This is a genomic window from Kribbella alba, from assembly GCF_039529635.1.
Lineage (GTDB): Bacteria > Actinomycetota > Actinomycetes > Propionibacteriales > Kribbellaceae > Kribbella > Kribbella alba.
This window is the reverse complement of sequence record NZ_BAAANE010000003.1, coordinates 286,706-310,866: the sequence shown is the minus strand read 5'-3', so window position 1 is coordinate 310,866 and position 24,161 is coordinate 286,706. Positions and strand designations below refer to the sequence as shown.

The 24,161-nt window shown below is 68.3% G+C and carries 28 protein-coding genes; 16 read left to right on the top strand and 12 right to left on the bottom strand.

Translation table 11 applies throughout. From position 1 onward, the window contains the following. Positions 1-67 precede the first annotated feature (67 nt). Together malQ and ABD210_RS05785 are read right to left on the bottom strand one after the other, a co-directional pair. A complete protein-coding gene (gene malQ / locus ABD210_RS05790; protein WP_344109591.1) occupies positions 68-2,185 on the bottom strand; it encodes a 4-alpha-glucanotransferase in 2,118 nt (705 codons plus the stop codon). 51 nt (positions 2,186-2,236) lie between these two features. After that, positions 2,237-3,286, bottom strand: coding sequence for a hypothetical protein (locus ABD210_RS05785; protein ID WP_344109589.1), 1,050 nt, complete (start codon positions 3,284-3,286; stop codon positions 2,237-2,239). Positions 3,287-3,378: 92 nt separating this feature from the next. On the opposite strand from ABD210_RS05785, the gene ABD210_RS05780 reads away from it, so the two are divergent. Further along, on the top strand, positions 3,379-4,161 hold the full coding sequence (locus tag ABD210_RS05780) for a mechanosensitive ion channel family protein (RefSeq protein ID WP_344109587.1): 783 nt from the start codon (positions 3,379-3,381) through the stop codon (positions 4,159-4,161). Between the two features lie 66 nt (positions 4,162-4,227). Here ABD210_RS05780 and ABD210_RS05775 read toward each other — a convergent pair whose 3' ends face one another. From ABD210_RS05775 to ABD210_RS05760, 4 genes are read right to left on the bottom strand one after another with little or no spacing between them, the layout of a single operon-like run. Continuing rightward, the gene (locus ABD210_RS05775; protein WP_344109585.1) at positions 4,228-4,659 is read right to left on the bottom strand and encodes an OsmC family peroxiredoxin; all 432 of its coding nucleotides are present in this window, start codon (positions 4,657-4,659) and stop codon (positions 4,228-4,230) included. A 23-nt stretch (positions 4,660-4,682) separates the two neighbouring features. After that, positions 4,683-5,102 carry a globin gene (locus ABD210_RS05770; protein ID WP_344109583.1) on the bottom strand — a complete coding sequence of 140 codons (420 nt, stop codon included), beginning with the start codon at positions 5,100-5,102 and terminating at the stop codon, positions 4,683-4,685. Positions 5,103-5,116: 14 nt separating this feature from the next. Further along, a complete protein-coding gene (locus ABD210_RS05765) occupies positions 5,117-5,539 on the bottom strand; it encodes an acyl-CoA thioesterase (RefSeq protein ID WP_344109581.1) in 423 nt (140 codons plus the stop codon). Further along, positions 5,536-6,018 carry an acyl-CoA thioesterase gene (locus ABD210_RS05760; RefSeq protein ID WP_344109579.1) on the bottom strand — a complete coding sequence of 161 codons (483 nt, stop codon included), beginning with the start codon at positions 6,016-6,018 and terminating at the stop codon, positions 5,536-5,538. The genes ABD210_RS05765 and ABD210_RS05760 overlap by 4 nt, the downstream gene beginning before the upstream one ends. Positions 6,019-6,111: 93 nt before the next feature. Between ABD210_RS05760 and fabG the strand changes: the two genes are divergently transcribed. Together fabG and ABD210_RS05750 are read left to right on the top strand one after the other, a co-directional pair. After that, positions 6,112-6,870, top strand: a complete 759-nt coding sequence (gene fabG / locus ABD210_RS05755) for a 3-oxoacyl-ACP reductase FabG (protein WP_344109576.1) — start codon at positions 6,112-6,114, stop codon at positions 6,868-6,870. A 70-nt stretch (positions 6,871-6,940) separates the two neighbouring features. Next, on the top strand, positions 6,941-7,396 hold the full coding sequence (locus tag ABD210_RS05750) for a MaoC family dehydratase (RefSeq protein WP_344109574.1): 456 nt from the start codon (positions 6,941-6,943) through the stop codon (positions 7,394-7,396). A 57-nt stretch (positions 7,397-7,453) separates the two neighbouring features. On the opposite strand, the gene ABD210_RS05745 is transcribed toward ABD210_RS05750, so the two are convergent. Beyond that, on the bottom strand, positions 7,454-8,338 hold the full coding sequence (locus ABD210_RS05745; protein WP_344109572.1) for a GNAT family N-acetyltransferase: 885 nt from the start codon (positions 8,336-8,338) through the stop codon (positions 7,454-7,456). A 94-nt stretch (positions 8,339-8,432) separates the two neighbouring features. Further along, a complete protein-coding gene (locus ABD210_RS05740; protein WP_344109570.1) occupies positions 8,433-9,323 on the bottom strand; it encodes a GNAT family N-acetyltransferase in 891 nt (296 codons plus the stop codon). 171 nt (positions 9,324-9,494) lie between these two features. Here ABD210_RS05740 and ABD210_RS05735 point away from each other — a divergent pair, with 171 nt between their 5' ends. The 6 genes from ABD210_RS05735 to ABD210_RS05710 all read left to right on the top strand — a co-directional run bounded on the left by ABD210_RS05735 (position 9,495) and on the right by ABD210_RS05710 (position 14,181). Next, complete coding sequence (locus tag ABD210_RS05735) at positions 9,495-10,394, top strand: ABC transporter ATP-binding protein (RefSeq protein ID WP_344109567.1); 900 nt, start codon at positions 9,495-9,497, stop codon at positions 10,392-10,394. Then, positions 10,387-11,280: an ABC transporter permease gene (locus ABD210_RS05730; protein ID WP_344109565.1), complete on the top strand. Its 894-nt coding sequence runs from the start codon at positions 10,387-10,389 to the stop codon at positions 11,278-11,280. Before ABD210_RS05735 ends, ABD210_RS05730 begins: the two co-directional genes overlap by 8 nt. Then, positions 11,277-12,191: an ABC transporter ATP-binding protein gene (locus tag ABD210_RS05725; RefSeq protein WP_344109563.1), complete on the top strand. Its 915-nt coding sequence runs from the start codon at positions 11,277-11,279 to the stop codon at positions 12,189-12,191. The genes ABD210_RS05730 and ABD210_RS05725 overlap by 4 nt, the downstream gene beginning before the upstream one ends. After that, positions 12,191-12,907, top strand: a complete 717-nt coding sequence (locus ABD210_RS05720) for an ABC transporter permease (RefSeq protein ID WP_344109561.1) — start codon at positions 12,191-12,193, stop codon at positions 12,905-12,907. The genes ABD210_RS05725 and ABD210_RS05720 overlap by 1 nt, the downstream gene beginning before the upstream one ends. Before the next feature lie 49 nt (positions 12,908-12,956). Continuing rightward, the gene (locus tag ABD210_RS05715; RefSeq protein ID WP_344109559.1) at positions 12,957-13,715 is read left to right on the top strand and encodes a hypothetical protein; all 759 of its coding nucleotides are present in this window, start codon (positions 12,957-12,959) and stop codon (positions 13,713-13,715) included. 79 nt (positions 13,716-13,794) lie between these two features. Further along, entirely contained in the window at positions 13,795-14,181 is a 387-nt protein-coding gene (locus tag ABD210_RS05710) for a VOC family protein (protein WP_344109557.1), read from the top strand. Between the two features lie 6 nt (positions 14,182-14,187). Here the strand turns inward: ABD210_RS05710 and ABD210_RS05705 are convergent, their stop codons facing one another. Genes ABD210_RS05705 through ABD210_RS05695 form a run of 3 tightly spaced genes read right to left on the bottom strand, consistent with a single transcriptional unit; the run spans position 14,188 to position 17,321 of the window. Next, complete coding sequence (locus ABD210_RS05705; RefSeq protein ID WP_344109555.1) at positions 14,188-14,943, bottom strand: SDR family oxidoreductase; 756 nt, start codon at positions 14,941-14,943, stop codon at positions 14,188-14,190. Further along, the gene (locus ABD210_RS05700; RefSeq protein WP_344109552.1) at positions 14,943-16,160 is read right to left on the bottom strand and encodes an acetyl-CoA C-acetyltransferase; all 1,218 of its coding nucleotides are present in this window, start codon (positions 16,158-16,160) and stop codon (positions 14,943-14,945) included. The genes ABD210_RS05705 and ABD210_RS05700 overlap by 1 nt, the downstream gene beginning before the upstream one ends. 15 nt (positions 16,161-16,175) lie before the next feature. Further along, positions 16,176-17,321: an acyl-CoA dehydrogenase family protein gene (locus ABD210_RS05695; RefSeq protein WP_344109550.1), complete on the bottom strand. Its 1,146-nt coding sequence runs from the start codon at positions 17,319-17,321 to the stop codon at positions 16,176-16,178. An 82-nt stretch (positions 17,322-17,403) separates the two neighbouring features. Between ABD210_RS05695 and ABD210_RS05690 the strand changes: the two genes are divergently transcribed. Next, positions 17,404-18,006 (top strand): TetR/AcrR family transcriptional regulator, encoded by a 603-nt coding sequence (locus tag ABD210_RS05690; RefSeq protein ID WP_344109548.1) that lies wholly within the window; start codon positions 17,404-17,406, stop codon positions 18,004-18,006. Positions 18,007-18,069: 63 nt separating this feature from the next. Here the strand turns inward: ABD210_RS05690 and ABD210_RS05685 are convergent, their stop codons facing one another. Next, a complete protein-coding gene (locus ABD210_RS05685) occupies positions 18,070-18,627 on the bottom strand; it encodes a YceI family protein (RefSeq protein WP_344109545.1) in 558 nt (185 codons plus the stop codon). A 141-nt stretch (positions 18,628-18,768) separates the two neighbouring features. Here ABD210_RS05685 and ABD210_RS05680 point away from each other — a divergent pair, with 141 nt between their 5' ends. The 6 genes from ABD210_RS05680 (at position 18,769) to ABD210_RS05655 (ending at position 24,006) form a co-directional block, all read left to right on the top strand. Then, positions 18,769-19,227 carry a MarR family winged helix-turn-helix transcriptional regulator gene (locus ABD210_RS05680; protein ID WP_344109905.1) on the top strand — a complete coding sequence of 153 codons (459 nt, stop codon included), beginning with the start codon at positions 18,769-18,771 and terminating at the stop codon, positions 19,225-19,227. Further along, the gene (locus ABD210_RS05675) at positions 19,224-19,895 is read left to right on the top strand and encodes an SGNH/GDSL hydrolase family protein (RefSeq protein WP_344109903.1); all 672 of its coding nucleotides are present in this window, start codon (positions 19,224-19,226) and stop codon (positions 19,893-19,895) included. Before ABD210_RS05680 ends, ABD210_RS05675 begins: the two co-directional genes overlap by 4 nt. A gap of 152 nt (positions 19,896-20,047) precedes the next feature. After that, complete coding sequence (locus ABD210_RS05670; protein ID WP_344109542.1) at positions 20,048-20,980, top strand: ABC transporter ATP-binding protein; 933 nt, start codon at positions 20,048-20,050, stop codon at positions 20,978-20,980. Further along, a complete protein-coding gene (locus ABD210_RS05665; RefSeq protein ID WP_344109540.1) occupies positions 20,977-21,825 on the top strand; it encodes a hypothetical protein in 849 nt (282 codons plus the stop codon). Before ABD210_RS05670 ends, ABD210_RS05665 begins: the two co-directional genes overlap by 4 nt. Before the next feature lie 148 nt (positions 21,826-21,973). Further along, a complete protein-coding gene (locus ABD210_RS05660) occupies positions 21,974-23,332 on the top strand; it encodes a sensor histidine kinase (RefSeq protein ID WP_344109537.1) in 1,359 nt (452 codons plus the stop codon). Further along, the gene (locus tag ABD210_RS05655; RefSeq protein ID WP_344109534.1) at positions 23,329-24,006 is read left to right on the top strand and encodes a response regulator; all 678 of its coding nucleotides are present in this window, start codon (positions 23,329-23,331) and stop codon (positions 24,004-24,006) included. Before ABD210_RS05660 ends, ABD210_RS05655 begins: the two co-directional genes overlap by 4 nt. Positions 24,007-24,161 lie beyond the last annotated feature (155 nt).

The window sequence follows — 24,161 nt, the reverse complement described above, 5'->3', positions numbered from 1 at the left end:
TTCGTGCAATAGATAACAACCGTTCGAATCTATTGTCAACCGGTTGTGAGCAGATGTTTACAGAAAGCTAGATCGAGAGCGTGCCGATGAGCCTTCGAAGGCGTTGGTTGTTCGGCAGATCCTCGATCAGGATCGGCAGGCCGTCCGGTCCGCCGAGCGGGATCCGCCAGTTCGGATATTCGTCGGTGGTCCCGGGCTGGTTCTGGGTACGACGTTCGCCCACCGCGTCGGTCAAGGCGACTCCGACCAGCTTCGCCGGGGTGTGTGCCACATAGCGGTGCAGGGCTTCGACGATGCGCTCGACATCCCCGTCGGCGTTGCCCAACAGGTGTCGCTCACGCAGCGCGTTGAGCCAGGAATCCCGCTCTGCTTCATCGACAGCGAGTTCCTCAGCCACTGGCCGGGTCAGCAGGCCCAGGCGATCCCGCAGGTCCACGTGGTCGCCCGCCAGGTATCCCGCGGTCGGAGGCAGGTCGTGCGTCGTCACCGTGGCCAGGCAGAGCTCCCGCCATCTCTCGGGTGGCAGCGGCCTGCCGTCGGCGTCGCGCTCGAACCAGAGCACCGAAGTGCCGAGCACGCCGCGCTCCTTGAGGTAGTCCCGCACCCACGGCTCGACCGTGCCCAGGTCCTCCCCCACCACGACGATGCCGGCGCGGGTTGCCTCGAGCACGAGGATGCCGATCAGCGCCTCATGGTCGTACCGGACATACGTGCCCTCGGTCGGGGACTCCGTGGAGGTCACCCACCAGAGCCGGAACATCCCCAGGATGTGGTCGATCCGCAGCCCTCCGCCGTGCCGGATCACCCCGCGCACGAGGTCACGCCACGGCGCGTAGCCGGCATCGGCCAACGCATCCGGCCGCCACGGTGGCTGGGACCAGTCCTGCCCCTGCTGGTTGAACGCATCCGGCGGCGCACCCACGTGGATCCCGGCGGCCAGCACCCGCTGCAGCGCCCAGGCGTCCGCGCCGTCCGGGTGCACCCCGACCGCGAGGTCATGCAGGATGCCCAGCGACATGCCCGCGCTCTTGGCCCGCGCCTGGGTCCGCGCCAACTGCTCGTCGAGCTGCCACTGCAGCCAGCAGTGGAACTCCACCGCGTCCGGGTTTTCGTTGCGGAAGGCAACAACCGGCCCGGATGAGGGGTCGCGCAGCTCTTCGGGCCACTTGCTCCACTCTGGACCGTGCAGGTCGGAGATCGCCGCCCAGGTGGCGAAGTCGGTCAGCCCCTGCCCCTCGCGGTCGCAGTACGCGCCGTACTCCGCGATCCGTCCGATGGACGGGCGGACGCCGAAGAGCAACTGCAGGGCCTCCCGCTTGGCGGCCCACACGGTGTCCCGGTCCAGCGCGGTCGCGTCCTCGCTCAATGCCCGGGTCTGCAGGGACAGCGTTCGCACCCGATCACGCTCGGCCGGGGCGAGGTCGCCGTACTCCTCGATGTCCTCGATCCGCAGGTACAGCGGGTTCCCGAAACGACGAGAAGCCGGCAGGTACGGCGAGGGTTCCATCCGCCCGGCGGTCTCCGCGGCGTGCAGCGGGTTCACCAGGACGAACCCGGCGCCGAGGTCATTGGCGGACCAGGCGGCCAGATCCGCAAGGTCGTGCAGGTCGCCGATCCCCCAGGAGCGGCGCGAGCGAACGGAGTACAGCTGCAGGACCCAGCCCCAGGTCCGCCGCAGGTTCTGCGGCTCCAGCTTCTGCGGGGTGACGATCACCGTGCCGACGGAGATCTCCGGGTTGGTGCCGATCCGCGCACACAGCCGGTGATAGCCCAGCGGCAGGTCCCCTGGCAGTTGGTAAGTCGCCTCACCGACCTGTATGCCGTCGATCCACTCGGGCTCGACCCACTTGTTCTGCTGCGGGATGTCCCGGCGCTGGCCGCCATCCTCCAGATCCAGCCAGACCTCGGCAGCGGAACCGTGCGGCAGGTGTACTGCGAACCACGGCGTCCAGCCCGCGCGCATGACGACAGTGGCAGGGAGCACCCGGCGCCAGCGGGCCTGGCGGTGCTCCGCCAGGGCATCGGCGGCCCGGGCGGGCGTGGAGGCGTCGACCCCGAGCGCGGCGAGGACAGCGGCCACCACCTCGCTGGAGACCTGCACGTGCTTGCCCTGCCAGTCCCAGTACTCGGTCGCCACTCCATGCGCAACGGCTAGCTCGACAAGGGCCGCAGTGGGAGCAGTCACGCGAGCGAGTCTGCCGCATCCAGGGCCAACCAGCCCAATGCCGCGCGCGTCTCAGGCCTCAGTGGTTCGCCGCTGGCGGCGACCCAGCAGGAGAACGGCCAGCAGCAGAGCCGCGCTGGCTGTGACCAGGCCGATCGCCACACCGGCCAGGTTGTCGGTCAGCTGATAGAGGGCGATGGGCCAGATGACGAGCAGGATCGAGCAACCGACCACCGCGTACGCCGAGTGGTGGCGGCGGCTGTAGGCGACCAGCAGCGCGGCCGGCCCCGCAGTACCGACGGCGAGCGCCATCACCTCGCCGCGCTCCTGCACGAGCCAGCAGATGGACGAGCTGAACATGGCGGCGCCGGCGAGTGACCAGGCGGTCACCTGATCGCGGACCAACCCCAGCATCGCCATCACGAACGCCACCAGGATGAACCCGGTCGCTGCCAGTCCGGCGGTGTTCGTAGCGGTGCCGTCCTCGGGTGTGAGCACGTCCGCGGTGAGCACCAGGACGCCGACGGCCAGGATCGCGAACGTTGCCACTAGCAACGATGATCCCGCCAGCCACCACACACCGAGGATCGCCAGAACCAGCGCTACCCCCACCCCGGCCACCCGACCTGCTATGCCCTCGACAGCGACGTACGTGGCGAAACCGGCGACGCAGCAGCCGAGCGAGGCCAGCGCCGAGCTCAGCTGTTCCTGGCGGCGCAGCAGCGCGAGGACCACCGCGGCGCCGAGCAGGATGACGGCCGCACTTCCACCGGTGGTGATCCGGGCAGCCCTGCCCATCTCGCCCCAGTTCGCGATTGTGAGAAGCGCCACGGCGCCCAGCAGGAGTGCGCCGCCGATGTAGCCGAGCACCTCCATCAACGCCGAGGAATGAGTCGCGGTCGGCGGCGTCCGCGGCGTTTTCGGACCGGGCGGCTCGGTCACGGCCGGTGCAGGGGCGCCCGAGCCGTGCTGAGGGGAGCCGTAGGGAGAGGAGCCGTACGGAGTCGGCGTGGGCTGAGCGGCGTCGGCAGCGGCGGCGGAGCGCAGGGCGTCGGCCTGGTACTGGCGAAGCACTCCCGCGCTCACCAGCCTGCGCAGCTCGTCATCCAGCCGGCTCGGCATGACCGTCTCTCCTCCTCCAACGACGCGGGTCAAGACTGCGCCCATCCTGGCGGTGATGAGTTCGGTGGCGTTCACTACAGTAGGACGGCGAGATGCCTATTCTGCTCAGTTACCCCGTGTCCTTGATCAGTCACCCCCCGTTTTTCGTGTCGCAGGGCCTCCCGACGTTCTTCCGGATCGGCAATGACGGCAAGCTGGAGGTGACCGACCAGATCATTGTGGTCCCGGCCCGGATCCTCGGGCTGGTGGTCGCATTCTTTGTGCTCCGCTGGCTGCTGCACAAGGCGATCCGCCGGTTCGCCCGCCGCACCGGCAACGGCGCCGTGGCCGGCGTGCTGGCGAAGTCCAGCGTGCTGTCGAGGTCGAAGCGCGGTCAGGAGTTCGTCGAGCAGACACTGATGAGCGAGCGCCGGACCCAGCGCGCGGAGACCATCGCCTCGCTGTTGTCCAGCACGGTCACGATCATCCTGTCCGCCGTCCTCGTGGTGATGGTGCTGGCCGAACTCGGCTTCAACATCCTGCCGGTGATCGCCTCGGCGAGCATCATCGGCGTGGCGCTCGGCTTCGGCGCCCAGACGCTGGTGAAGGACTTCCTGGCCGGGATCTTCATGATCTTCGAGGACCAGTACGGCGTTGGCGACCTGATCGACATGGAGAAGGCCACCGGCGTGGTCGAGGCGGTCGGCCTGCGGGTCACCCAGCTGCGCGGCGAGGACGGCACCACCTGGTACGTCCGCAACGGCGAGGTGCTCCGCATCGGCAACCTCACCACCCGCGACCCCGCAGCCCCCGTTTCGTCGTCCAGCGGCGTCGGCAGCGCCACCGAGGCCGCCGAGCAGGACCACGCCGCCGAGGGCCAGGGCCGCAAGGAATGACGAAGGCGCCGGACTCCCCCGCTGTGGGAGGAGGCCGGCGCCGGTTCGCAGTACTGCGGGACGCTGTCAGGCGGTGAAGTTGACGTCCAGGGTGATCGTGGTGCCGGTCAGGGCCTGGGACACCGGACAGTTCTTCTTGGCGTCCTCGGCGAACTGGGCGAACTCGTCCGCGGTCAGGCCGGGGACCTTGCCGGTCACCGACAGCTTGATGCCGGTGATGCCCTGACCCGGCACGAACGTCACGTCGGCGGTGGTGTCGATCGCCTCCGGCGCGTGGTCGGCGCCGGCCAGCGCGTTCGACAACGCCATCGAGAAGCAGGTCGAGTGAGCGGCCGCGATCAGCTCCTCCGGGCTGGTCTTGCCGTTGGCTTTGTCCTGGGAGCGCGCAGCCCAGGTCACGTCGAAGGTGCCGAGGCCCGACGATTCGAGGTTGACCTGACCGGCCCCCTCCAGCAGTGAACCTTCCCAGTGGGCCTTGGCAGTACGGATAGCGGCCATGCTCGTTGTGTCTCCCTGTGAGTTCAGTTGCCGGACACGTCGATCGCGCCCGGGTACTGCGGTTCATCGGTGTTGACCATGCTGTGCGCGGCCGCGACCATGTACGTCCAGATCTCCTGGTCCCGGTCGGGGTCCAGCTTGATCTCGTCCAGTGCGTCGCGCATGTGTCCCAGCCAGCGGTCCCGTGCGCGCGGAGTGACGGCAAACGGCATGTGGCGCATCCGCAGCCTCGGGTGACCGCGCTGCTCCGAATAGGTCCGCGGGCCGCCCCAGTACTGCTCGAGGAACATCCGGAAGCGCACCTCGGCCGGCCCGAGATCCTCCTCGGGGTACAGCGCGCGCAGTTCCGGGTCGGCGGCCACGCCGCGGTAGAACGCCGCGATCAGCCGGTGGAACGTCTCGGCCCCGCCTACGGCGTCGTAGAAACTCTGTGGCTCACTCATCGCTCACCAGTCTCTCAAGTCGCCGAAACGTGCCGGACGAGGGCATCCCGCTCGGTCTGGCTCAGCGGCCGCTTGGCCTGTGTCTCGCCGTCCACCGCGACGATCACGGACACCGCCTTCGCGTAGACGATATCGGCGTCGCCGCCGCGATCGACGATGCGCGAACCCAGCGTGTACGAGGTGGTGCCGACCGCCTCGACCCAGACGTCGACGTCGTACGGGGGATGCCGCAGCAGGATCGGGCGCAGGTAGTCCACGGTCTGGCTGACCAGCACGCAAGGGAAGTCGCTGAAGTAGTCGCGAGACTCGGTGCCGACCACCTCGGTCAGGAACAGGATCCGGGCCTCCTGCAGGTAGTCGAAGTACCGGACGTTGTTCACGTGGTCGTAGGAGTCGATGTCCGACCAGCGGACGAGCACGGGATGGGTGAAGGTCACGATCCCACCAACTTCGACAGCGCCTCGCGCTCGACCGGGCTGATCCGGCGCAACCGGTCGGCGGCGAAGTCGAACGGAACCAGCCGGGTCCGCGCCTCGACGTACGTGCGGCGCGGTTCGATGTCGAGGATCTCGTAGTCGACGGTGAACGACGCCGCCCTGATCTCACTGATCCACAGCTCGATCCGGACCGGCTCGGGCCGGAAGACCAGCGGCGCGCGGTACTGCACCTCGTGCCGGGCGACGAGCAGGCCCGTCTCCAGGTCGTCCGCGCCCAACTCCTTGGCGGTCCGGAACAGGAAATCCACCCGGGCGTCCTGCAGGTAGTCGACGTACCGGCCGTTGTTCACGTGACCGAGCGCGTCCATGTCACCCCAGCGGAGCGGGCAGTGATAGACGTGTCGGTTGTGAGCCTCCCGGCGAGTCTCCCGGTGATCATCGCTGGGATCAGCGCTGGGATCATCGCTGTGATCATGCACACGGCGATCATCCCATCCGGGCCACAGCGCCGGCGGGGCAGGCGTGGGTAATGTGCATCCCGGACCATGACAGCTAGTGAAGGAGTTCGGCGGATGAGCGACCAGCAGCGGGTGGCGATCGTGACCGGGGCAGCCCGGGGAATCGGCGCGGCCGTGGCGCAGCGGCTGGCCGCCGACGGGAACGCGGTCGCGGTCCTCGACCTGGACGAGGCGGCCTGCGCGGGCACCGTCGAGGCGATCGCCGCCGCGGGCGGCAAGGCTGTCGCGGTCGGTTGCGACGTGAGCAAGTCCGACCAGGTCGCCGCCGCGGTCGAGCGGGTGGTCGCCGAGCTCGGCGCGCCGACGATCCTGGTCAACAACGCCGGCGTACTGCGCGACAACCTGCTCTTCAAGATGTCCGAGGACGACTGGGACACCGTGATGTCGGTGCACCTGCGCGGCAGCTTCCTGATGTCGAAGGCCTGCCAGGCGCACATGGTCGACGCGGGCTACGGGCGACTGGTGTTCATGTCGTCCACCTCGGCGCTGGGCAACCGGGGCCAGGCCAACTACGCCTCCGCGAAGGCCGGTCTGCAGGGCCTGGCCAAGACGCTGGCGATCGAGCTGGGCAAGTTCGGCGTCACCTCGAACGCGATCGCGCCGGGTTTCATCGAGACCGACATGACGGCGGCCACCGCGGCCCGGGTCGGCGTCGACTTCGAGGAGTTCAAGAAGGCCACCGCCGCGACCATCCCGGTCAACCGCACCGGCAAGCCGGCGGACATCGCCGCCGCCGCGTCGTTCTTCTGCAGCGAGGAGGCCGGCTTCGTCTCCGGCCAGGTCCTGTACGTCGCCGGCGGCCCCCGCAACTGACCCTTGCGTCCGAAGAGGTGCGGGGCCTGCCCCGCGGGTGTTCGGACGCAACAACTCTTCAAGAGGAGACATGGCGCAAACCTTCACCGGGGTCGACGAGGTCGTCCATGCGGTCGGCACCCAGCTGGGTGAGACCGAGTGGCTCGAGATCACCCAGGAGCAGGTGAACCAGTTCGCCGAGGCGACCGGGGACCACCAGTGGATCCACGTCGACGTCGACCGCGCGACCAAAGGCCCGTACGGCGGGACGATCGCGCACGGCTACCTCACGCTGAGCCTGATCGCCCGGTTCGGCGAGGAGCTGTTCTCGGTGAACGGCGTCACGGCGAAGCTGAACTACGGCGTCAACAAGGTCCGCTTCCCCGCCCCGGTCCCGGTGGGCAGCCGGGTCCGTGCCGGCGCGTCGATCGCCGGCGCCCAGGAAACCCCGGCCGGCGTCCAGGTCTCCCTCCAGTGGGTCATCGAGCTCGAGAACTCCACCAAACCCGCCTGCGTAGCCGAAACCGTAGTACTGCTGGTGCGTTGATCCCCTTGCGTCCGAACAACCGTTGGGCAGGACCCCCGGTTCCTCGGACGTAAGCGTTCAGAGCGGGCAGATGAGTACGGCGTGGGTGGCGGTGCGGTGATAGCCGAGCCAGGTGTTGACGGCGAGCATCGGCTCGTTGCCGTCGTAGTTCGCGGTGTACGCGCCCTTCACCCCGGCGTCCGCGGCCAGGTGCAGGGCGGCGCATTTCACCAGCTTGGCGATACCGCGGCCGCGGTGTTCCGGCATCGTCGCGGTCATCTGCGACCAGATCTTGTGGTGGTCCCCGTTACCCAGCGTGAACCCGACCACCCGGTCGTCGTCCACGGCCGCGACGCTCAGGTCCAGCACCAGACCGGGCGACTCCCAGACGCCGGAGAGCCAGTCCTCGTAGGGCCGTGAGGTGATCTTGGCGTCGCCCGGTTTGGTGCGCTGGGCAACGTCGTCCGCGGCGTAGACGGCTCGCGGATCCAGCTCGTCCAGCGGTACGAGCCGAAGCCAGTGCGGCACCGGAGGAATCGCGGGCGCCCGGCTCGGGTCGATCCCCGCGTAGTGCACCAGCCGGGTCTGGACGTAACCCCACCGCGCCGCCCAGTCGGCAGTGGAGGGTTCGGCGAAGACTCGCGCGCTGGTCGCTCCCGCCGACCGCAGGTCCTCGTGGACGGCTTCCAGCAACTTCGTCCCGATGCCCTTGCCCCGGTGGTCCGGGTGCACGAGCACCCGGAACTGGCCGTCGAGCGGATCGGAGCCCGGGATCAGCCCGGCGCTGGCCCAGCCGACCACCTCGCCGTTATCGACCGCGGCGAAGGTGCCTTCGCCCGGTTTGGCGGCTGTGCCCAGACGGCTGCGTAGTTGAGTGGTGGTGACGACGAGGTACGGCGCGACGCCGTCGTACAGGGCGACAGCGCCCTCGGCATCGTTCAGGTCGGCAGGCCTGATCTCCATGGGAACTCCTTCACCGAGTTCTGGGGAACATAACCCTTGCCAGGGGCAATGTCAGGTCAAGCTGACCACATCGGTGTGGCTCCGGGCCAGCCCCTCACAACGTGCGCAAGAGGCCCGTCTCGGTCTGGACGCGGCGGTAACCGAGCCAGTTGTTGACGGCAAGCATCGGACCGTTCTCATCATCGTTCGACGTGAACGCGCTGGTGATGCCGGCCTCCGCGCAGCGCCGCAGAGCCACGGATTTCACCAGCTTGGCGAGGCCTCTGCCGCGGTACGCGGGGATCGTTCCGGTCATCCCGGACCACGCGCGGTCGCCGTCGGTCTCGATCGCGGTGAAACACGCGACCTCGTCCCCGGCCATCCCGGCGACACCGAGTGACCTGTCGGGTCCCGGCGCGTTCCAGATCTCCTGCAACCACTCGTCGTAGTCCATCGCGTCCAGCGGCGAGTCACTCGGCTCGTCCAGCGACGCCACCGAGTCGGCGAGATAGAGCTGGCGTGGTTGCAGCTGGTCCAGCGTGACCAGCTCGATTCCCTCGGGCGTGGCCGGCTGGTCCGGGAGCACCCGCGGGTCCAGTCCCGAGTAGTGCATCAGCCGCGACCCGTCGTACCCACGGCGCTTGGCGAAGTCGAGCCCCTCGGGCTGAACGAAGGTCCGCACCCGGACGGCGCCGATCTCCTGCAGGCGCTGGTGCAACCGATCGGAGAGCGCTCCCCCGATGCCCCGCCGGCGATGCTCGGGGTGCACGTAGAGCGAGATGCCGGCCTGCCCCTGATCACTGGTCCACACGTTCAGACCGGCCGATCCCCAGCCGACAACCTTGCCGTCATCCTCCGCAACCAGCCCGAGGAACCGCTCTCCCGGGGAGTGCACGCTGATCATGTACCGGGCGGCCGCAGGCGAGAGCACCTTGTAGCGGAAGGTCTCGCGGCGCACGGCGGCGACGGCCTCGGCGTCATCGGGTACCGCCGGCCTGATCTCCATGCTGCGGACGATAACGGCCGGCCGACCGCCGTCGCCACGCAATAATCCGCGCGGTTGAAAGTGTGCGGAAGTCGCCATGAAAGAAGCCGGGCCGAGAGTTGGGACGTGATCGCAACAGCTGTGCGGTCGCTGTGATTCTGTCGGGAGGCTGGTGGGCCTTAAGGTTGGCCGGTGCCCGTGATCGCGACCGCATCGCTGACGAAGCGATACCCGCGTGTGACGGCCCTGGACGAGCTGACCGTCGAGGTGGGGTCCGGCGTGACCGGACTGGTCGGAGCCAATGGTGCCGGCAAGTCGACCCTGCTGAAGATCTTGCTCGGACTGATCGCCCCGACCGCCGGAAGTGCCATCGTGCTGGGACACGACGTGGTCACCGGCGGCGAGGCGGTCCGGGCCCTCGTCGGCTACATGCCCGAGCACGATTGTCTGCCGCCCGACGTGTCCGCGACCGAGTTCGTCGTGCACCTCGGCCAGATGTCGGGACTGCCCGCGACCGCGGCCCGCGAACGAGCCGCCGACGTACTGCGGCACGTCGGCCTGGACGAAGCTCGCTACCGCCCGATGGGCGGCTACTCCACCGGCATGAAGCAGCGGGTCAAGCTGGCCCAGGCACTGACGCACGACCCGAAGCTGGTTCTCCTGGACGAGCCGACGAATGGTCTGGATCCCGCCGGCCGTGACGAGATGCTCGCGCTGGTCCGCCGGATCGGCACCGAGTTCGGCATCCCCGTCCTGATCACCTCGCACCTGCTGGGCGAGCTGGAACACGTCTGCGACCACATCGTCGTGCTGGACGGCGGACGTCTGCTCCGTTCGGAGTCGAAGGCGGCGCTGACAGGCGAGACCGGCGTACTGGCCGTCGAGGTCCGCGACCTGAGCGGACGCGACCGGCTGGGCGCTGCACTGACCCGGTCGGGCGCGAGAGCCAGACCCGACGGGCCGCTGGTGCTGGTCGAGATCACCGGCGACGAGACCTATGACCTGGTCCGCGACACCGTTGCCGAGCTCGGGCTCGGGCTGGTCCGGGTGGAGCCGCACCGACACCGGCTGGAAGAGGTCTTCAGTGTCTGACCAGTTGCGCCCGCCCGGCGCAGGTGTCATCCACGACATCGGTTACCGGCACTACGACGGGCCCCGGCTCGGCCGGTTCGCGATCACCCGGGCGCTGATGGCGAGCAGCCTGCGGCACGCCTACGGCCTCGGCCGGTCCGGCAAGTCGAAGGTGATGCCGATCCTGCTGCTGGCGGTGATGGTCGTCCCGGTGGCGGTCATCGTCGGCATCGAGACCGCCATGCAGTTCGACAAACCACCGATCAAGCCGGTCGAATACCTCTTCCTGCTGCAGCCGGTGATCGCGCTGTACCTCGCCTCGCAGGCGCCGCAACTGTTCTCCCGCGACCTGCGCTACCGCTCGATCGTGCTCTACCTCGCGCGGCCACCGCGGCGGACCGACTATGCGCTGGCGAAGCTCACCGCGCTGGTCGGCGCCCTGATGATCCTGACCGGCGTACCGCTGTTCATCCTGTATGTCGGGGCGCTGCTGGCGAAGTACAACTTCGTTGCCATGAGCAAACAGTTCCTCACCGGGTTGGCAGCCGCCCTGCTGCTGGCGATCCTGCTGGCCGCCATCGGCGGGTTGATCGCCGCGGCCACCCCGCGCCGGGGATTCGCCGTCGCCGCGATCATCGCAGTACTGATCGTGTCCTTCACCGCTGTGGTCACCACTGTCGCGATCCTGGACAGCAACCAGACCATGACCAGCACCGCCGCCCGCTATGCCAACCTCGGCTCACCGTTCACTCTCGTGGACGTGCTGCAGCGGTTCCTGCTGCACAGTGGCGGCGACTGGACGCCTACGACCCAGCAGGGGCTGGTGTTCGCCGCGGTCTACGTTCTCCTCGTCGCGGTCTGCGTCTGGGGCGTCAACGCGCGCTACGCGAAGGTGGCGCGCGGATGAGCGTGATCCGGATCGAGAAGGTCTCCCGCTGGTACGGCAACGTGGTCGCGGTCAACGACGTCTCGATGACGATCGGCCCGGGTGTCACCGGTCTCCTCGGCCCGAACGGAGCCGGCAAGTCCACCCTGATCACGATGATGGCCGGATTCCTGCCGCCCTCGGTCGGAGCCGTCACGCTCGACGGGGTCCCGGTCTGGCGCAACGAGGGCGCCTACCGGCAGATCGGGCTGGTCCCGGAGACGGAAGCCGTGTACGACACGTTGACCGGCCGCCAGTTCGTGGTGGCGAACGCAGAACTGCAAGGACTGCCGAGCCCAGGACACGCCGCGGCGGCCGCGATCGCCACCGTCGCGATGGAGGAATCAGCCGGGCGCCGCATCTCGACGTACTCCAAAGGCATGAAGCAGCGGATCAAGATGGCCGCGGCGCTCGTGCATGAGCCGTCGGTGCTGCTGCTGGACGAGCCGTTCAACGGGATGGACCCGCGACAGCGGCTGCACCTGATGGACCTGCTCCGGAAGATGGGCGCGGACGGCCGGACCGTGCTGTTCAGCTCGCACATCCTGGAGGAGGTGCAGCAGGTCGCGACCCACATCGAGGTGGTGGTGTCCGGCCGGCACGCCGCCTCGGGCGACTACCGCGCGATCCGCACGCTGATGACCGACCGCCCGGTGCTCTACCGGCTGCGCTCCAGCGACGACCGCCGACTGGCTTCCGCCCTGATCTCAGACCCCTGTACTTCGGGCGTCGACCTCGACGGGTCCGCTCTGCAGGTGCAGGTGATCGACTTCGAACGCTTCAGCCGGCTGGTTCCTTCCTTGGCCCGTGAGCTCGGGATCCGGCTGCTGGAGGTCGCACCGACCGACGAGTCCCTCGAGAGCGTCTTCTCCTACCTCGTCGGGAGGCGCTGATGGTACGCACGATCGCCAGGCTGACGCTGGCCACGCTCTTCGGGCATCGGCGCGGATTGCTGCTCTTCATCCTGCCGGCCGTGCTGTTCGCGTTGTGCGTGCTGCTGGCCTTGACCGTTGACGACACGTCCGACTTCAGTGCGGCATTGCTGCAGCAGTTCGGCCTCGCGGTGATCGTGCCGCTGGTGTCACTGATTGCCGCGACCGGGGCGATCGCGACCGAGATCGACGACGGCTCGATCGTCTATCTGCTCAGCAAACCGATCAAGAGGTCCGCGATCATCCTGACCAAGGCGGCAGTCGCGATCGGCGTGATCCTCGTCCTCGGCGCGGTTCCGATGGTGTTGTCCGGGCTGGTGCTCGACCACTCCGACCCGGGCACGGCTGTTGCCTTCGGCATCGGTTCGTTGGTGGCCGGGATCGCCTACAGCGCGATCTTCATCGCCCTCTCGGTGATCTCCGGGAACGCGGTCACGATCGGCCTCTTCTACGCCTTGCTCTGGGAAGGCGTGATAGGCCAGTACGTCGACGGTGCCCGGGTGCTGTCGGTTCAGCAGTGGACGCTGGCCCTGATCGAGAAGCTGTCGAACGCGCCGCACGTGGAGTCCGCGGTCAAGCTCCCCATCGGCCTCATCCTCCTGGTCGCGGTCACCGCGGTCGGCCTGACCCTCGCCATCACCCGCCTTCGCACCCTCACCCTCTCCTCAGCCGAGTAGGGTCTGCCGACTCTTGCCGGGTGGTCGGCGAGTACGCATGCTGGGGGACGTGAGCAACAGTCGCCAAACCATTGCGCGCTCGCTCGCCATCTTCTATGCGCTGCTATGGCTGCTGCCGGGCTTCGCCATCATCGACCTGACAGTCACCTGGAGTTCGTCCTGGCCGGTGATGCTGGAAGCCGGCTGGGGCCTGCTGTTCGGCGCCCTCGTCGCTGCGCCGTTCGTCGCCCTGGCCCGCACCCCTGACAGCACCCCCGCGATTCTGCAACTGACTGTCGTCTGCCTCCTGGTCGCCATTGCGGCCGCGCTGTCACTGAACTGGCAGGCAGCAGCTCACGCAGCCGTCCTTGCCGTCCAGATCGCGTCCATCGTGCTCGCTCGCTCGGCGCGCTCCTGGAGCGGACTCGGACCGCCACGACGCTCCGTTCCACTCACGGTGCTCGCTGTGCTGGGCTTCGGACCATGGATCGCGTACGCCTTCGAGATGTTCGCAGCGGATCGCGAGAACCGCCCGGACAGCGACATCACCAATGGCGTCGACCACTACTCGATCCAGGGTGCGCTGGCGCTGGCACTGGTCGCCCTGACCGCCCTCGCCGCGTGGTGGCCGCGGCAGTTCTTGCTCGGCGCGGGCGGAGTGGCGGTGGCGGCGATGTACCTGGGCATCGTTTCCGCCGCACACCAAGGGACGGCAGGCGGCTTCAGCACGGCCTGGTCGTGGGCGGCCGTGCTCTGGGGCGCGGGAGTAGGCGGCGCTGCTTTGCTTCCTCACCTTGACCGGGCACGAGCGGTACCTGGGCGGCCATAGACAGCCGATCCGGAGACAGCCGATCCGGCCATTGACAGCTGGCTGTCATCGGCGGCCCGGAGTTAGCATCGGAATCACCATGCCTGCCGAGCTCAACCACACGATCGTCGCTGCCCGCGACCCGCTGGCGTCGGCCACCTTCTTGTCGGAGGTCCTCGGCCTGCCGGCGCCGGAGGTCTACGGCCCCTTCCAGGTGGTCCAGACCTCCAACGGCGTAAGCCTCGACTTCCAGCAGCGGGACGGCAAGATCGCCTGGCAGCACTACGCGTTCCTGATCAGCGAGCCGGAGTTCGACGAGATCTTCGGCCGGATCACGTCCCGCGAACTGCCGCACTGGGCCGACCCGTTCAAGCAGCAGCCCGACCAGATCAACCACAACGACGGCGGCCGCGGCGTGTACTTCGAGGACCCGGACGGCCACATGCTCGAGATCATCACCCGCCCCTACGGAGCCGGGGAAGACTAGAGGCGGTCAGCCCGCGATGCCGCCGTTGAGAGTGAGCCCGCCGTCGATGGTGATGGTCTGGCCGGTGATCCAGGAGGCCTCGTCGGACAGCAGGAACCAGACGAGCGACGCGACGTCCTCGGGCCGGCCGAGCCGCTTCAGCGGGTACGACGCTGCCACCTTGTCCTCGCGGCCTTCGTACAGGGCACCGGCGAACTTGGTCTTCACCACGGCGGGTGCGACCGCGTTGACCCGGATCGTCGGTGCCAGCTCCACCGCCAGCTCACTGGTGACCCGCGACAGCATCGCCTTCGTCGCGCCGTACCAGCCGATGCCGGGTGACGGCGCGAGGCCCGCGACGGACGACAGGTTGACCACGGCACCACCGTGCCCGCCCATCCAGGCGTCCCGGCAGGCCTTCACCCAGGCAATGGTCGCCAGCACGTTCGTGTCGACCATCTTCGCGGCAACGGCCGGGTCGACGTCCAGTAGCGAACCGTAGATCGGGTTGATGCCCGTGTTGTTCACCAGCAGGTCGATGGACCCGTACGTCGCTACGGCCGCGGCGACAACGCTAGTGCGGTGCTCGGGGTCCGCCGCCTTGCCCACAACGGCCAGGGCGTTCTCCCGACCGCCCAGCGACTCCACTGCCTGGTCCAGGGTCTCCTGCGTGCGCCCGGTGATCACCACGCGCGCGCCATCGGCCACCAGACGCTGGGCGATCGCCAGGCCGATGCCACGGGAGGCGCCGGTGACGATCGCCGTACGGTCTTTGACGCTCATCAGCTGAGGCGCTCCAGGATGACGGCCATGCCCTGGCCACCGCCGACGCACATGGTCTCGAGCCCGAACTGCTTGTCCTCGAACTGCAGGCCGTTCACCAGCGTGGTCATGATCCGCGCGCCGGTGGAACCGAACGGGTGGCCGAGCGCGATCGCGCCGCCGTGCACGTTCAGCCGGTCCTCGGCGATGCCGAGCTCGCGGGCCGAGCCGATCACCTGGACCGCGAACGCCTCGTTGATCTCGACCAGGTCGATGTCGTTGATGCTCATCCCGGCGCGGGCCAGGGCCTGCTTGGTCGCCTCGACCGGACCGAGGCCCATGATCTCCGGCGACAGGCCGCTGACACCGGTGGAGACGATGCGCGCCAGCGGGGTGAGGCCGAGCTCGCGGGCCTTGGTGTCGCTCATGATCACCACGGCCGCGGCACCGTCGTTCAGCGGGCAGCAGTTGCCGGCCGTCACCGTGCCGTCCGGCCGGAACACCGGCTGCAGCTGGCTGACCTTCTCCAGCGTGGTACCGGCGCGCGGGCCGTCGTCCTTGCTGACGACCGTGCCGTCGGGCAGCGTCACCGGGGTGATCTCACGCGCGAAGAAGCCGTTGTTGATCGCCTTCTCGGCCAGGTTCTGCGACCGTACGCCGAACGCGTCCTGGTCGGCGCGGCTGATCCCGCGCGAGGTGGCGACGTTCTCGGCGGTCTGGCCCATCGCGATGTAGACGTCCGGAACCAGCCCGTCCTCGCGCGGGTCGTGCCACGTCTCGTTGGTCTCGGCGTACTTCAGCGTGCGCTGCTGCGCGTCCGCGAAGAGCGGGTTGACCGAGCTGCCGTCGACCCCGGCGGAGTCGAAGTTCTTGTACCGCGAGACGCACTCGACGCCCGCGCTGACGAAGATGTCGCCCTCGCCGGCCTTGATCGCGTGGAACGCCATCCGGGCGGTCTGCGTCGAGGACGCGCAGAACCGGTTGACCGTGGTGGCGGGCGTGTTGTCCCAGCCGAGCTGGACCGCGATCCGGCGGGCCAGGTTGCCGCCGTGCTCGTCGTGCGGCTCGGCACACCCGACCGCGAGGTCTTCGATCTGGTCCCCGGTCAGGCCCGCCTTCTCGACGGCGGCCTTGATCATCTGGACGGCCAGGTCGTCCGGCCGGATGTCCTTCAGCGAACCCTTGTAGGCCCGGCCGATCGGCGACCGCGCGGTGGAGACGATGACTGCTTCAGGCATTGCGCTCTTCCCCTTCTACAGGCCCAGATCGCGGCCGATGAGTTCCTTCATGATCTCGTTCGAACCGGCCCAGATCTTCGTCACCCGGGCGTCCCGCCAGGCACGCGCCACCCGGTACTCGTTCATGTAGCCGTAGCCGCCGTGCAGCTGGACGCACGCGTCCAGGATCTCGTTCTGCACGTGCGCGCTCCACCACTTCGCCTTCGCCGCGTCGACCGCGGACAACCGGTCCTCGTCGTGCGCGACGATCGCGTTGTCGACGTACGCCTGGGTCACCTCGGCCTTGGTCACCAGCTCGGCGATCAGGAACTTGTTGTACTGGAACGAGCCGACCGGCTGGCCGAAAGCCTTGCGCTGCTTCACGTACTCGATCGTCTCGTCCAGGATCTGTACCGCGTGCGCGACGTTCGAGACCGCCGCGCCGACCCGCTCCTGGGCCAGCCGCTCCATCATGTGAATGAAGCCGCGGTCGACCTCGCCCAGCACGTTCTCGTCGGGGACGAACACATCTTCGAAGAACAGTTCCGACGTACCTGACTCGGTCTGACCGACCTTGTCCAGCTTGCGGCCGCGGGCGAAGCCCTCCATACCCTCCTCGATCGCGAACAGGGTGATGCCCTTCGCGCCCTTGGACGGATCGGTCCGGGCCGCGGTGATGACGAGATCGGCCATGTCGCCGTTGGTGATGAAGGTCTTCGACCCGTTCACCACCCAGCCGCCGTCGGCCTTCTTCGCGGTCGTCTTCAGCGCCGCCAGGTCGGAGCCGCCGGACGGCTCGGTCATCCCGATCGCGGCGACCAACTCGCCGGAGCAGAACTTCGGCAGCCACCGCTGCTTCTGCTCCTCGGTGCCCAGATCGACCAGGTACGGCGCGGAGCAGTCGTAGTGGATGCCGAAACAGCTCGACAGCGAGGCGGACACCTTGGAGACCTCCTCGGCGAACACCGCGTTGAACCGGTAGTCCCCGACGCTCGACCCGCCGTACTCCTCCGGGACGTCCAGACCGAGGAAGCCCTGCTTGCCGGCCTCCAGCCAGGCGGCCCGGTCGATTGTCTTCTCCTCGAGAAACTGCTCCATCCGCGGCACCAGGGAGCGGTCCGCGTACTCCTTGGCGCTGGCCCGGAACGCGTCGTGGTCCTCGCCGAAGATGATTCGCTGCATCGCTGGCCCTCCGAGTTGATCGACGCTGAGACAGATCACTAAGCGCTTGCTTAGCTTGGCCAATCTAGGGCAGGGTGTCAACGTGTCCGCGATCACCAGTCCCCTGGTTTGGGAGCACGTCCAGCCGGCCGCCGCCCGCCGGCTGCTCACCGGCGCCATCGACGCGTTCGCCGAACGGGGCTTTCAGGCGACCACCACCCGCGACATCGCCTCGCGCGCCGGGATGAGCCCGGCCGCGCTCTACGTGCACTACCCGTCGAAGGAACGCCTGCTGTTCGAGATCAGCCTGTACGGGCACCGCGCGGCACTGGAGATCCTGAGCGAGGCCGATGCAGGCGACTCCCCCGCGGACAGGCTGCGGGGGATGGTGTCCGCCTTCACCGCGTGGCACGCCGAGCACCACACGATCGCGCGCGTGGTTCAGTACGAGCTGGCCGCGCTGAGCCCCGAGCACCTGGCCGAGGTGGCGACGATCCGGCGGGCGATCTCCGCGAAGGTCGAGAACGTGCTGGGCGATGGAGTCAGCGACGGCACCTTCGCCGTAGACGACCTGCACGGTACGACGCTCGCCGTACTGTCGCTGTCGATCGATGTGGCCCGCTGGTACGACCCCGTACGACGGGCCGCGCCCAGGGAGCTCGGCCAGTTGTATGCGGATCTGGCCCTTCGAATGGTCGCCGCCTAGCTATGCCGAAAGGCCCCGCGCATCCCGATTGACGGGAGGCGCGGGGCCGTTCTGCGGAAGCGGTCAGGCCTGCAGTGCGGCCTGGATGTCGAGGCTGATGTCGACCTTGTCACCGACGAGCAGCTTGCCACCCTCGAGCGGCACGTTGAAGTCGATGCCCCAGTCCTTGCGGCTGATCGAGGCGGTCGCCTCGAAGCCGATGATGGTCTGGCCGTACGCGTTCTGGTCCACGCCGAGGAACTCGACGGCGAACTCGATCGGCTTGGTGACGTCCTTGATGGTCAGGTCGCCGACCAGCACGTAGGCGTCGCCCTCGGACCGGAGCGCGGTGCTCGCGAAGGTCATCTTCGGGCTCTGCTCCACATGGAAGAAGTCGCCGGAGCGCAGGTGGCCGTCACGCTGCTCACTGCGGGTGTCGACCGACGACAGCTCGACGGTCACGGTGGCGGTGGACTCCTCCAGCGAGTCCGTCACGACGATCTCGCCGCTGAACTCCTTGAAGGTGCCGCGGACCTTGGTCATCAGGTGCCGGACGGTGAAGCCGATCTCGGTGTGGGCTGCATCAAGGGTGTAGGTGCCGGCGACCAGGCCGGGAATGGTGGTCGTTGCGGTGGCGCTCATCTGGGGGTCCTCTCAAGCTTTTTCTGTGGGGGCGACGCAGTCATCGGCGAGAAGTTAGTTAACATTTCAACCGAGGACCATGACAGTAGGAGAGAACAGTTTAAAAGTCAACTACATTCCCGGTACACTGTACGCGTGACGATGACGACTGGGACCCGGTGGCTGGACGCCGAGCAGCAGGTGGCGTGGCGCGCGTACCTGCTGGGCACTGCGCGCCTGATGGCGAAACTGGACGACGACCTGCGCCAGTTCGGCCTGGGTATCAACGACTACGAGATCCTGGTCCGGCTCTCCGAGGCGCCCGACCGGCGACTCCGGATGGCCGAGATCGCCGACCGGTTGCACCAGAGCCGCTCCCGCCTGACCCACACGGTCGGACGACTCGAGGCCGCGGAACTGGTGCGCCGTACCTCCTGCAAGAGCGACAAGCGCGGGGTCTGGGCAGAACTCACCGAGGCCGGCTACACCCTGCTCCAGCAGGCGGCCCCGTTCCACGTCGCGGGTGTCCGGGAGAACTTTGTCGACCTGGCCTCCCCCGAGGACTTCGCCGCCATCGGCCGGGTCTTCGACACCGTCTCCGAGCACATCGGCCAGCGCTGAGCATCAGCGACGCCCTGTTCCCGGCGGGAACCCTCGTCGTTTTCCAGGGCGACTCGATCACGCACGGCGGGCGCGGACCCACCGAGGACCCGAACCACATCCTCGGCCACTCGTACCCGTTCCTGATCGCGGCCGAGGCAGCCGCGCGGCATCCACAGCGCGGCTGGCGGTTCGTGAACCGCGGGATCAGCGGTGACACGGTGCCGAAGCTGGCCGCCCGCTGGGAGCGGGATGCGCTGGACCACCAACCCGACGTACTGAGCATCCTCGTCGGGGTCAACGACGTTGCCGAGGTGATGGAGGGCAGATCCGGCGATGCGACCGGGCAGGACTTTCGGTCCGGGTATGACCAACTGCTGAAGCGGACGCGGGCCGAACTGCCTGAGGTCCGGCTCGTGCTGGGCGAGCCCTTCTACCTGCCGACGAGTCCCAAGCCTGCTCTCCGGGAGCTCTGGGCCACCCGAGTCGCGACCTATGCCGCTGTAGTGCGGGAGCTCGCCGACGCCCATGACGCAACGCTCGTCCCCTGTCAGCGGGCCCTCGATGCTGCCGCCGGCCGCGCTCCCGCCTCGCACTGGATCTGGGACGGCATCCACCCGACGTACGCCGGCCAGCGGGTCCTTGCCGACGCGTGGATCGAAGCGGTGTCCACGTCGCCCGTCAGCTGACGCCGCGCGCGTTCCGTAGTACGGGTGGTACCGCGGTACCACTGACCGCCGCACAAATCAGTCCGCGGTACCACGATCGAGGCTTTCGGCGTTCCTAGCGTGGATTGGTGAGGCGGCCGGGAAGCCCGGCTCCCGTGATAGAGGGACGACGCATGATCGAGGCACACCAACTGACGAAGCGCTACGGGGAGACCACAGCGGTCGACCGGCTGGACTTCACAGTCAAACCGGGCACCGTGACGGGGTTCCTCGGCCCCAACGGCGCGGGCAAGTCCACCACTATGCGAATGATCATCGGCCTGGACGCGCCCACCAGTGGCACGGTCACCGTCAACGGGCGCCCGTACGCCGAGCACACCGCGCCGCTGCAGGAGGTCGGCGCACTGCTGGAGGCGAAGTCGATCCACCCCGGACGCTCCGCCTTCGACCACCTGATGGCGCAGGCCTACACCCATGGCATCCCGCGCCGCCGGGTGGAGGAGGTGATCGAGCTGACGGGTCTGCAGTCGGTGGCGAAGAAGCGCGCCGGCGCGTTCTCCCTCGGCATGGGCCAGCGTCTGGGGATCGCGGCCGCACTGCTGGGCGACCCGGCCACCCTGATGCTGGACGAGCCGGTGAACGGGCTGGACCCGGAAGGCGTGCTGTGGATCCGGAACCTGCTCACGAGTCTGGCTGACGACGGGCGGACCGTGTTCGTCTCGTCGCACCTGATGAGCGAGATGGCGCTGGTCGCCGACCACCTGATCATCGTCGGGCGCGGCCGGCTGCTGGCTGACACCACCGTCGAGGAGTTGGTCCGGCAGGCCAACGGCGACAGCGTGACGGTGGCAACCAACGACCCGGCCCGGCTGCGCGAGGTGCTGGCCGGTCCCGGGGTCGAGATCATCGGTCGGGCCGGCTCGGAGGAGCTGCAGGTGAGTGGCCTGACAACCCGCGCGATCGGGCTGAAGGCCGCCGAGGCCGGGATCGCCCTGTTCGAGCTGACCGCCAAGACGGTCTCACTGGAGGAAGCGTTCATGGACCTGACCAGGGATTCGGTCGAGTATCACGGCAGCACCGAGGTATCCGGGAGGGCGGCCGCATGAGCGTTCTCACCTCTCCCCGGACCCCGTCGAGCAGTACTCCGGCCGTGCCACGTCCGGAGTACAAGGTGACCGGGCGGCGGGTGCTGCGCTCGGAGTGGTCGAAGCTGTGGTCCCTGCGCTCGACCTGGATCACGCTCGGGTTGGGCCTGTTGTTCCTGGTTGCCTTCGGCATCATCGCGGCCATGCGGTACAAGTCCAGCGTCACGTCGGGCCGGCAGCTGGATCCGGATTTCGCCGATGCCACTGCACTCAGCCTGTCGCTGTTCGGTGTTTCGCTTGCGCAGTTGGCGCTGGGCGTCCTCGGTGTGCTGGTCACTGCCGGCGAGTACTCCACCGGGATGATCCGGTCGACGCTGGCCGCCGTACCGCGCCGGCTGCCGGTGCTGTGGTCCAAGACGGCGGTGTTCGGTGTGGTCGCGCTGGTGATTGCCGCGGTCGGTGTATTCGTGACCTTCCTGATCGGCAGCGGGATCCTGACCGGCACTCCCGCTGCCCTGACGATCTCTAGCTCCGGGGTCGTTCGTAGCTTGCTGGGCGCGGCTCTCTACCTCGGCATGGTGGGCGTGATCGGCGCTGCTTTGGGTTCTCTGCTGCGCTCGGTGGCGGGTGGTATCTCGGTTCTGGTTGCCTCGCTGATGCTGGTTCCTGGGCTGATCTCGCTGCTGCCCGCTTCGTGGCACAACGCCATCCAGCCGTACCTGCCGAGCGTCGCCGGTGAGTCGATGTTCGCTCTGCACCAGGGCGCGCACACGTTGTCGGCTGGGCCCGGCTTCCTGGTCTTCGCCGCCTGGACCGCGCTGGCCGTGGGCGCGGCCGCGTGGCGACTGGTACGCAGCGACGCCTGACTCAGGCTGGCGTCGGATGCTCAGCACCTGACGCGCGGCCTGACGTCGGATGCTCAGCACCTGACACAGACTGCCGTCCCTCCTGGCCGCCAGCGCGGTACTTAGCTCACTCAGGTACCGCGCTGGCGCTGCGGCACACAATGGAAAGGTGACCACTGTGACCGTCAGCCTTCCCAGCCATCCGCCCGCCGCGGATCCCCTGTGGACGCACCCCCTGGTCCTCCGCTTCGGCCGGATCGGTCAGCGGCTGCGGCAGGCGGACCGGACCAGGCCGTGGGTGCTGGACACCGCGGTAGTACTGGTCGTCTTCCTGCTGTTCTGCGTGCCGGACCTCGTCCACGGCGGCGATCGGCGCGAGCTGACCAACGTCTTCGCGCAGTTGCCGCTACCCGAGACGCTCGCCTTGCAGGTCGGCCTGGTGCTGCCCCTCATCTTGCGGCGGCGGGCTCCGTTCGTTGCATTCGTCGCCATCGCCACTGTGTTCGTGCTGCAGTGGTCGCAGGAGGCTTTCCTGCGCGCGGACATCGCCCTGCTCGTCGCGCTCTACAGCCTGACCTTGCATGGACGGCTGCGCCAACTCCTCACCGCCAGCGCCATCACCGTGGGCGCGCTGAGTCTGGTCGGCGTACGGATCTCCGACGTGGCATCGGTGACAGAGGCGATGTTCTTCCTGGTCAGCGCCGCGACGGCAGCCATCGCTCTAGGGCTGGTCGTACGCATCAGGCGCTCACAGCTAGCGGCTCTGCGGGAGCACGCGGCCCGGCTGGAGATCGAGCGCGACCAGCGGAGCAGGCTGGCCGCGGCCAGCGAACGCACCCGGGTCGCACGAGAGATGCACGACATCGTCGGCCACAACTTGTCTGTCATGATCACTCTCGCCGACGGCGGCGCGTACGCAGCCGGCGTCACCCCCGACCGAGGCGCCGAAGCTCTCAAGCTGATCAGCGAGACCGGTCGCGAGGCGATGAGCGAACTCCGGCGCACGCTGGGCGCGCTACGCGAGCACACCGACGCGCCTCAACTCAGCCCGCAGCCAGGCATCGCCGACATCGACGCCCTCTGCAGCCGCATCCGTGCCGCCGGCCCGAGCATCACCTATCGCACGGCCGGCGACGTCGACACCCTCGACCGCGGCGTACAACTCGCGGCCTACCGCATCGTGCAAGAGGCCCTCACCAACTCCCTCAAGCACGCCGGCCCCGACACCGACGCACTCGTGTCCCTGAACGTCGCCGGCCACACCCTGGACATCCGCATCCAGGACACGGGCCCACGCTCCTTCGGCCCGCCGGAACCACCAACTGAGGACGGTCACGGAATCATCGGCATGAAAGAACGCGCAGCCCTGTACGGCGGAACCGTTACGGCAGGCCCCCGCCCCGGCGGCGGCTGGACAGTCCAAACAGGACTGGAGCTCACCGCACTGCACCCCTCCCGCGACGGTGCTTTCACGACGCCTGCAGCCGGCCTCACTCCCCTGCCTAGCTCGCTCGGAGGTCTTTCGTGACGACCGTGCTCATCGTGGACGACCAACCGTTGCAGCGGTTCGGGTTCCGCATGCTGCTCGAGTCGGTCCCCGACACCCAGGTGGCTGGTGAGGCCGCGACCGGCTCCGAGGCCGTCCGGCAGGCGGCCGAGCTGCGCCCGGACGTGGTCCTCATGGATGTGCGGATGCCCGGCATGGACGGCATCGAGGCGACCCGCCAGATCGTCGCGAACGGTGGTCGCTCCCGCGTGCTCGTTTTGACCACGTTCGACCTCGACGAATACGCCCACGCCGCACTACGCGCCGGAGCCAGCGGCTTCCTGCTCAAGGACGCCCGCCCCGAAGAGCTCCTCGGCGGAATTCGCGCGGTCGCCGCCGGAGACGCCATCATCGCGCCCGCCCTGACCCGCCGCCTCCTGGACGCCTACGTCCACCATCTCCCCAGCCGTAGCCAGCACCCGCAAGACAACCCGAAGCTGAGCACCCTCACGGACCGCGAACGCGAGATCCTGGTCGCCGTCGGCCGAGGCTGGACCAACGCCGAGATCGCCGAACGCCTGACCTTGTCGGAGTCGACCGTCAAAACCCACGTAGGCCGGGTCCTCTCCAAAATCGGAGCCCGCGACCGAATCCAAGCGGTCATCCTCGCCTACGACCTGGAACTGACCCACCCCAACCCAACGCCCACCAGCTGACCCAACCCCGCTGACCGGGCCAGTGATCAGGCTCTTGACCGTTCTCCTGGCCGGTTGACCAGGAGACTGACCGGCCACTGACCGGGGTGCTGACCGTTCTCCTGGCCGGGCCACTGACCAGGCTGCTGACCGGGCCGCTGACCGGGCTTGACCGT

Bases quoted from the DNA above. Each gene is read 5' to 3' on its own strand.
- ABD210_RS05665 (WP_344109540.1), top strand. From the start codon at position 20,977: ATGAGCGTTCTCACCTCTCCCCGGACCCCGTCGAGCAGTACTCCGGCC.
- ABD210_RS05680 (WP_344109905.1), top strand. From the start codon at position 18,769: ATGACGACTGGGACCCGGTGGCTGGACGCCGAGCAGCAGGTGGCGTGG.
- fabG (WP_344109576.1), top strand. From the start codon at position 6,112: ATGAGCGACCAGCAGCGGGTGGCGATCGTGACCGGGGCAGCCCGGGGA.
- ABD210_RS05720 (WP_344109561.1), top strand. From the start codon at position 12,191: ATGGTACGCACGATCGCCAGGCTGACGCTGGCCACGCTCTTCGGGCAT.
- ABD210_RS05670 (WP_344109542.1), top strand. From the start codon at position 20,048: ATGATCGAGGCACACCAACTGACGAAGCGCTACGGGGAGACCACAGCG.
- ABD210_RS05700 (WP_344109552.1), bottom strand. From the start codon at position 16,160: ATGCCTGAAGCAGTCATCGTCTCCACCGCGCGGTCGCCGATCGGCCGG.
- ABD210_RS05785 (WP_344109589.1), bottom strand. From the start codon at position 3,286: ATGCCGAGCCGGCTGGATGACGAGCTGCGCAGGCTGGTGAGCGCGGGA.
- ABD210_RS05775 (WP_344109585.1), bottom strand. From the start codon at position 4,659: ATGGCCGCTATCCGTACTGCCAAGGCCCACTGGGAAGGTTCACTGCTG.
- ABD210_RS05710 (WP_344109557.1), top strand. From the start codon at position 13,795: ATGCCTGCCGAGCTCAACCACACGATCGTCGCTGCCCGCGACCCGCTG.
- ABD210_RS05725 (WP_344109563.1), top strand. From the start codon at position 11,277: ATGAGCGTGATCCGGATCGAGAAGGTCTCCCGCTGGTACGGCAACGTG.
- ABD210_RS05685 (WP_344109545.1), bottom strand. From the start codon at position 18,627: ATGAGCGCCACCGCAACGACCACCATTCCCGGCCTGGTCGCCGGCACC.
- ABD210_RS05770 (WP_344109583.1), bottom strand. From the start codon at position 5,102: ATGAGTGAGCCACAGAGTTTCTACGACGCCGTAGGCGGGGCCGAGACG.
- ABD210_RS05705 (WP_344109555.1), bottom strand. From the start codon at position 14,943: ATGAGCGTCAAAGACCGTACGGCGATCGTCACCGGCGCCTCCCGTGGC.
- ABD210_RS05780 (WP_344109587.1), top strand. From the start codon at position 3,379: ATGCCTATTCTGCTCAGTTACCCCGTGTCCTTGATCAGTCACCCCCCG.
- ABD210_RS05750 (WP_344109574.1), top strand. From the start codon at position 6,941: ATGGCGCAAACCTTCACCGGGGTCGACGAGGTCGTCCATGCGGTCGGC.
- ABD210_RS05695 (WP_344109550.1), bottom strand. From the start codon at position 17,321: ATGCAGCGAATCATCTTCGGCGAGGACCACGACGCGTTCCGGGCCAGC.
- ABD210_RS05740 (WP_344109570.1), bottom strand. From the start codon at position 9,323: ATGGAGATCAGGCCGGCGGTACCCGATGACGCCGAGGCCGTCGCCGCC.
- ABD210_RS05745 (WP_344109572.1), bottom strand. From the start codon at position 8,338: ATGGAGATCAGGCCTGCCGACCTGAACGATGCCGAGGGCGCTGTCGCC.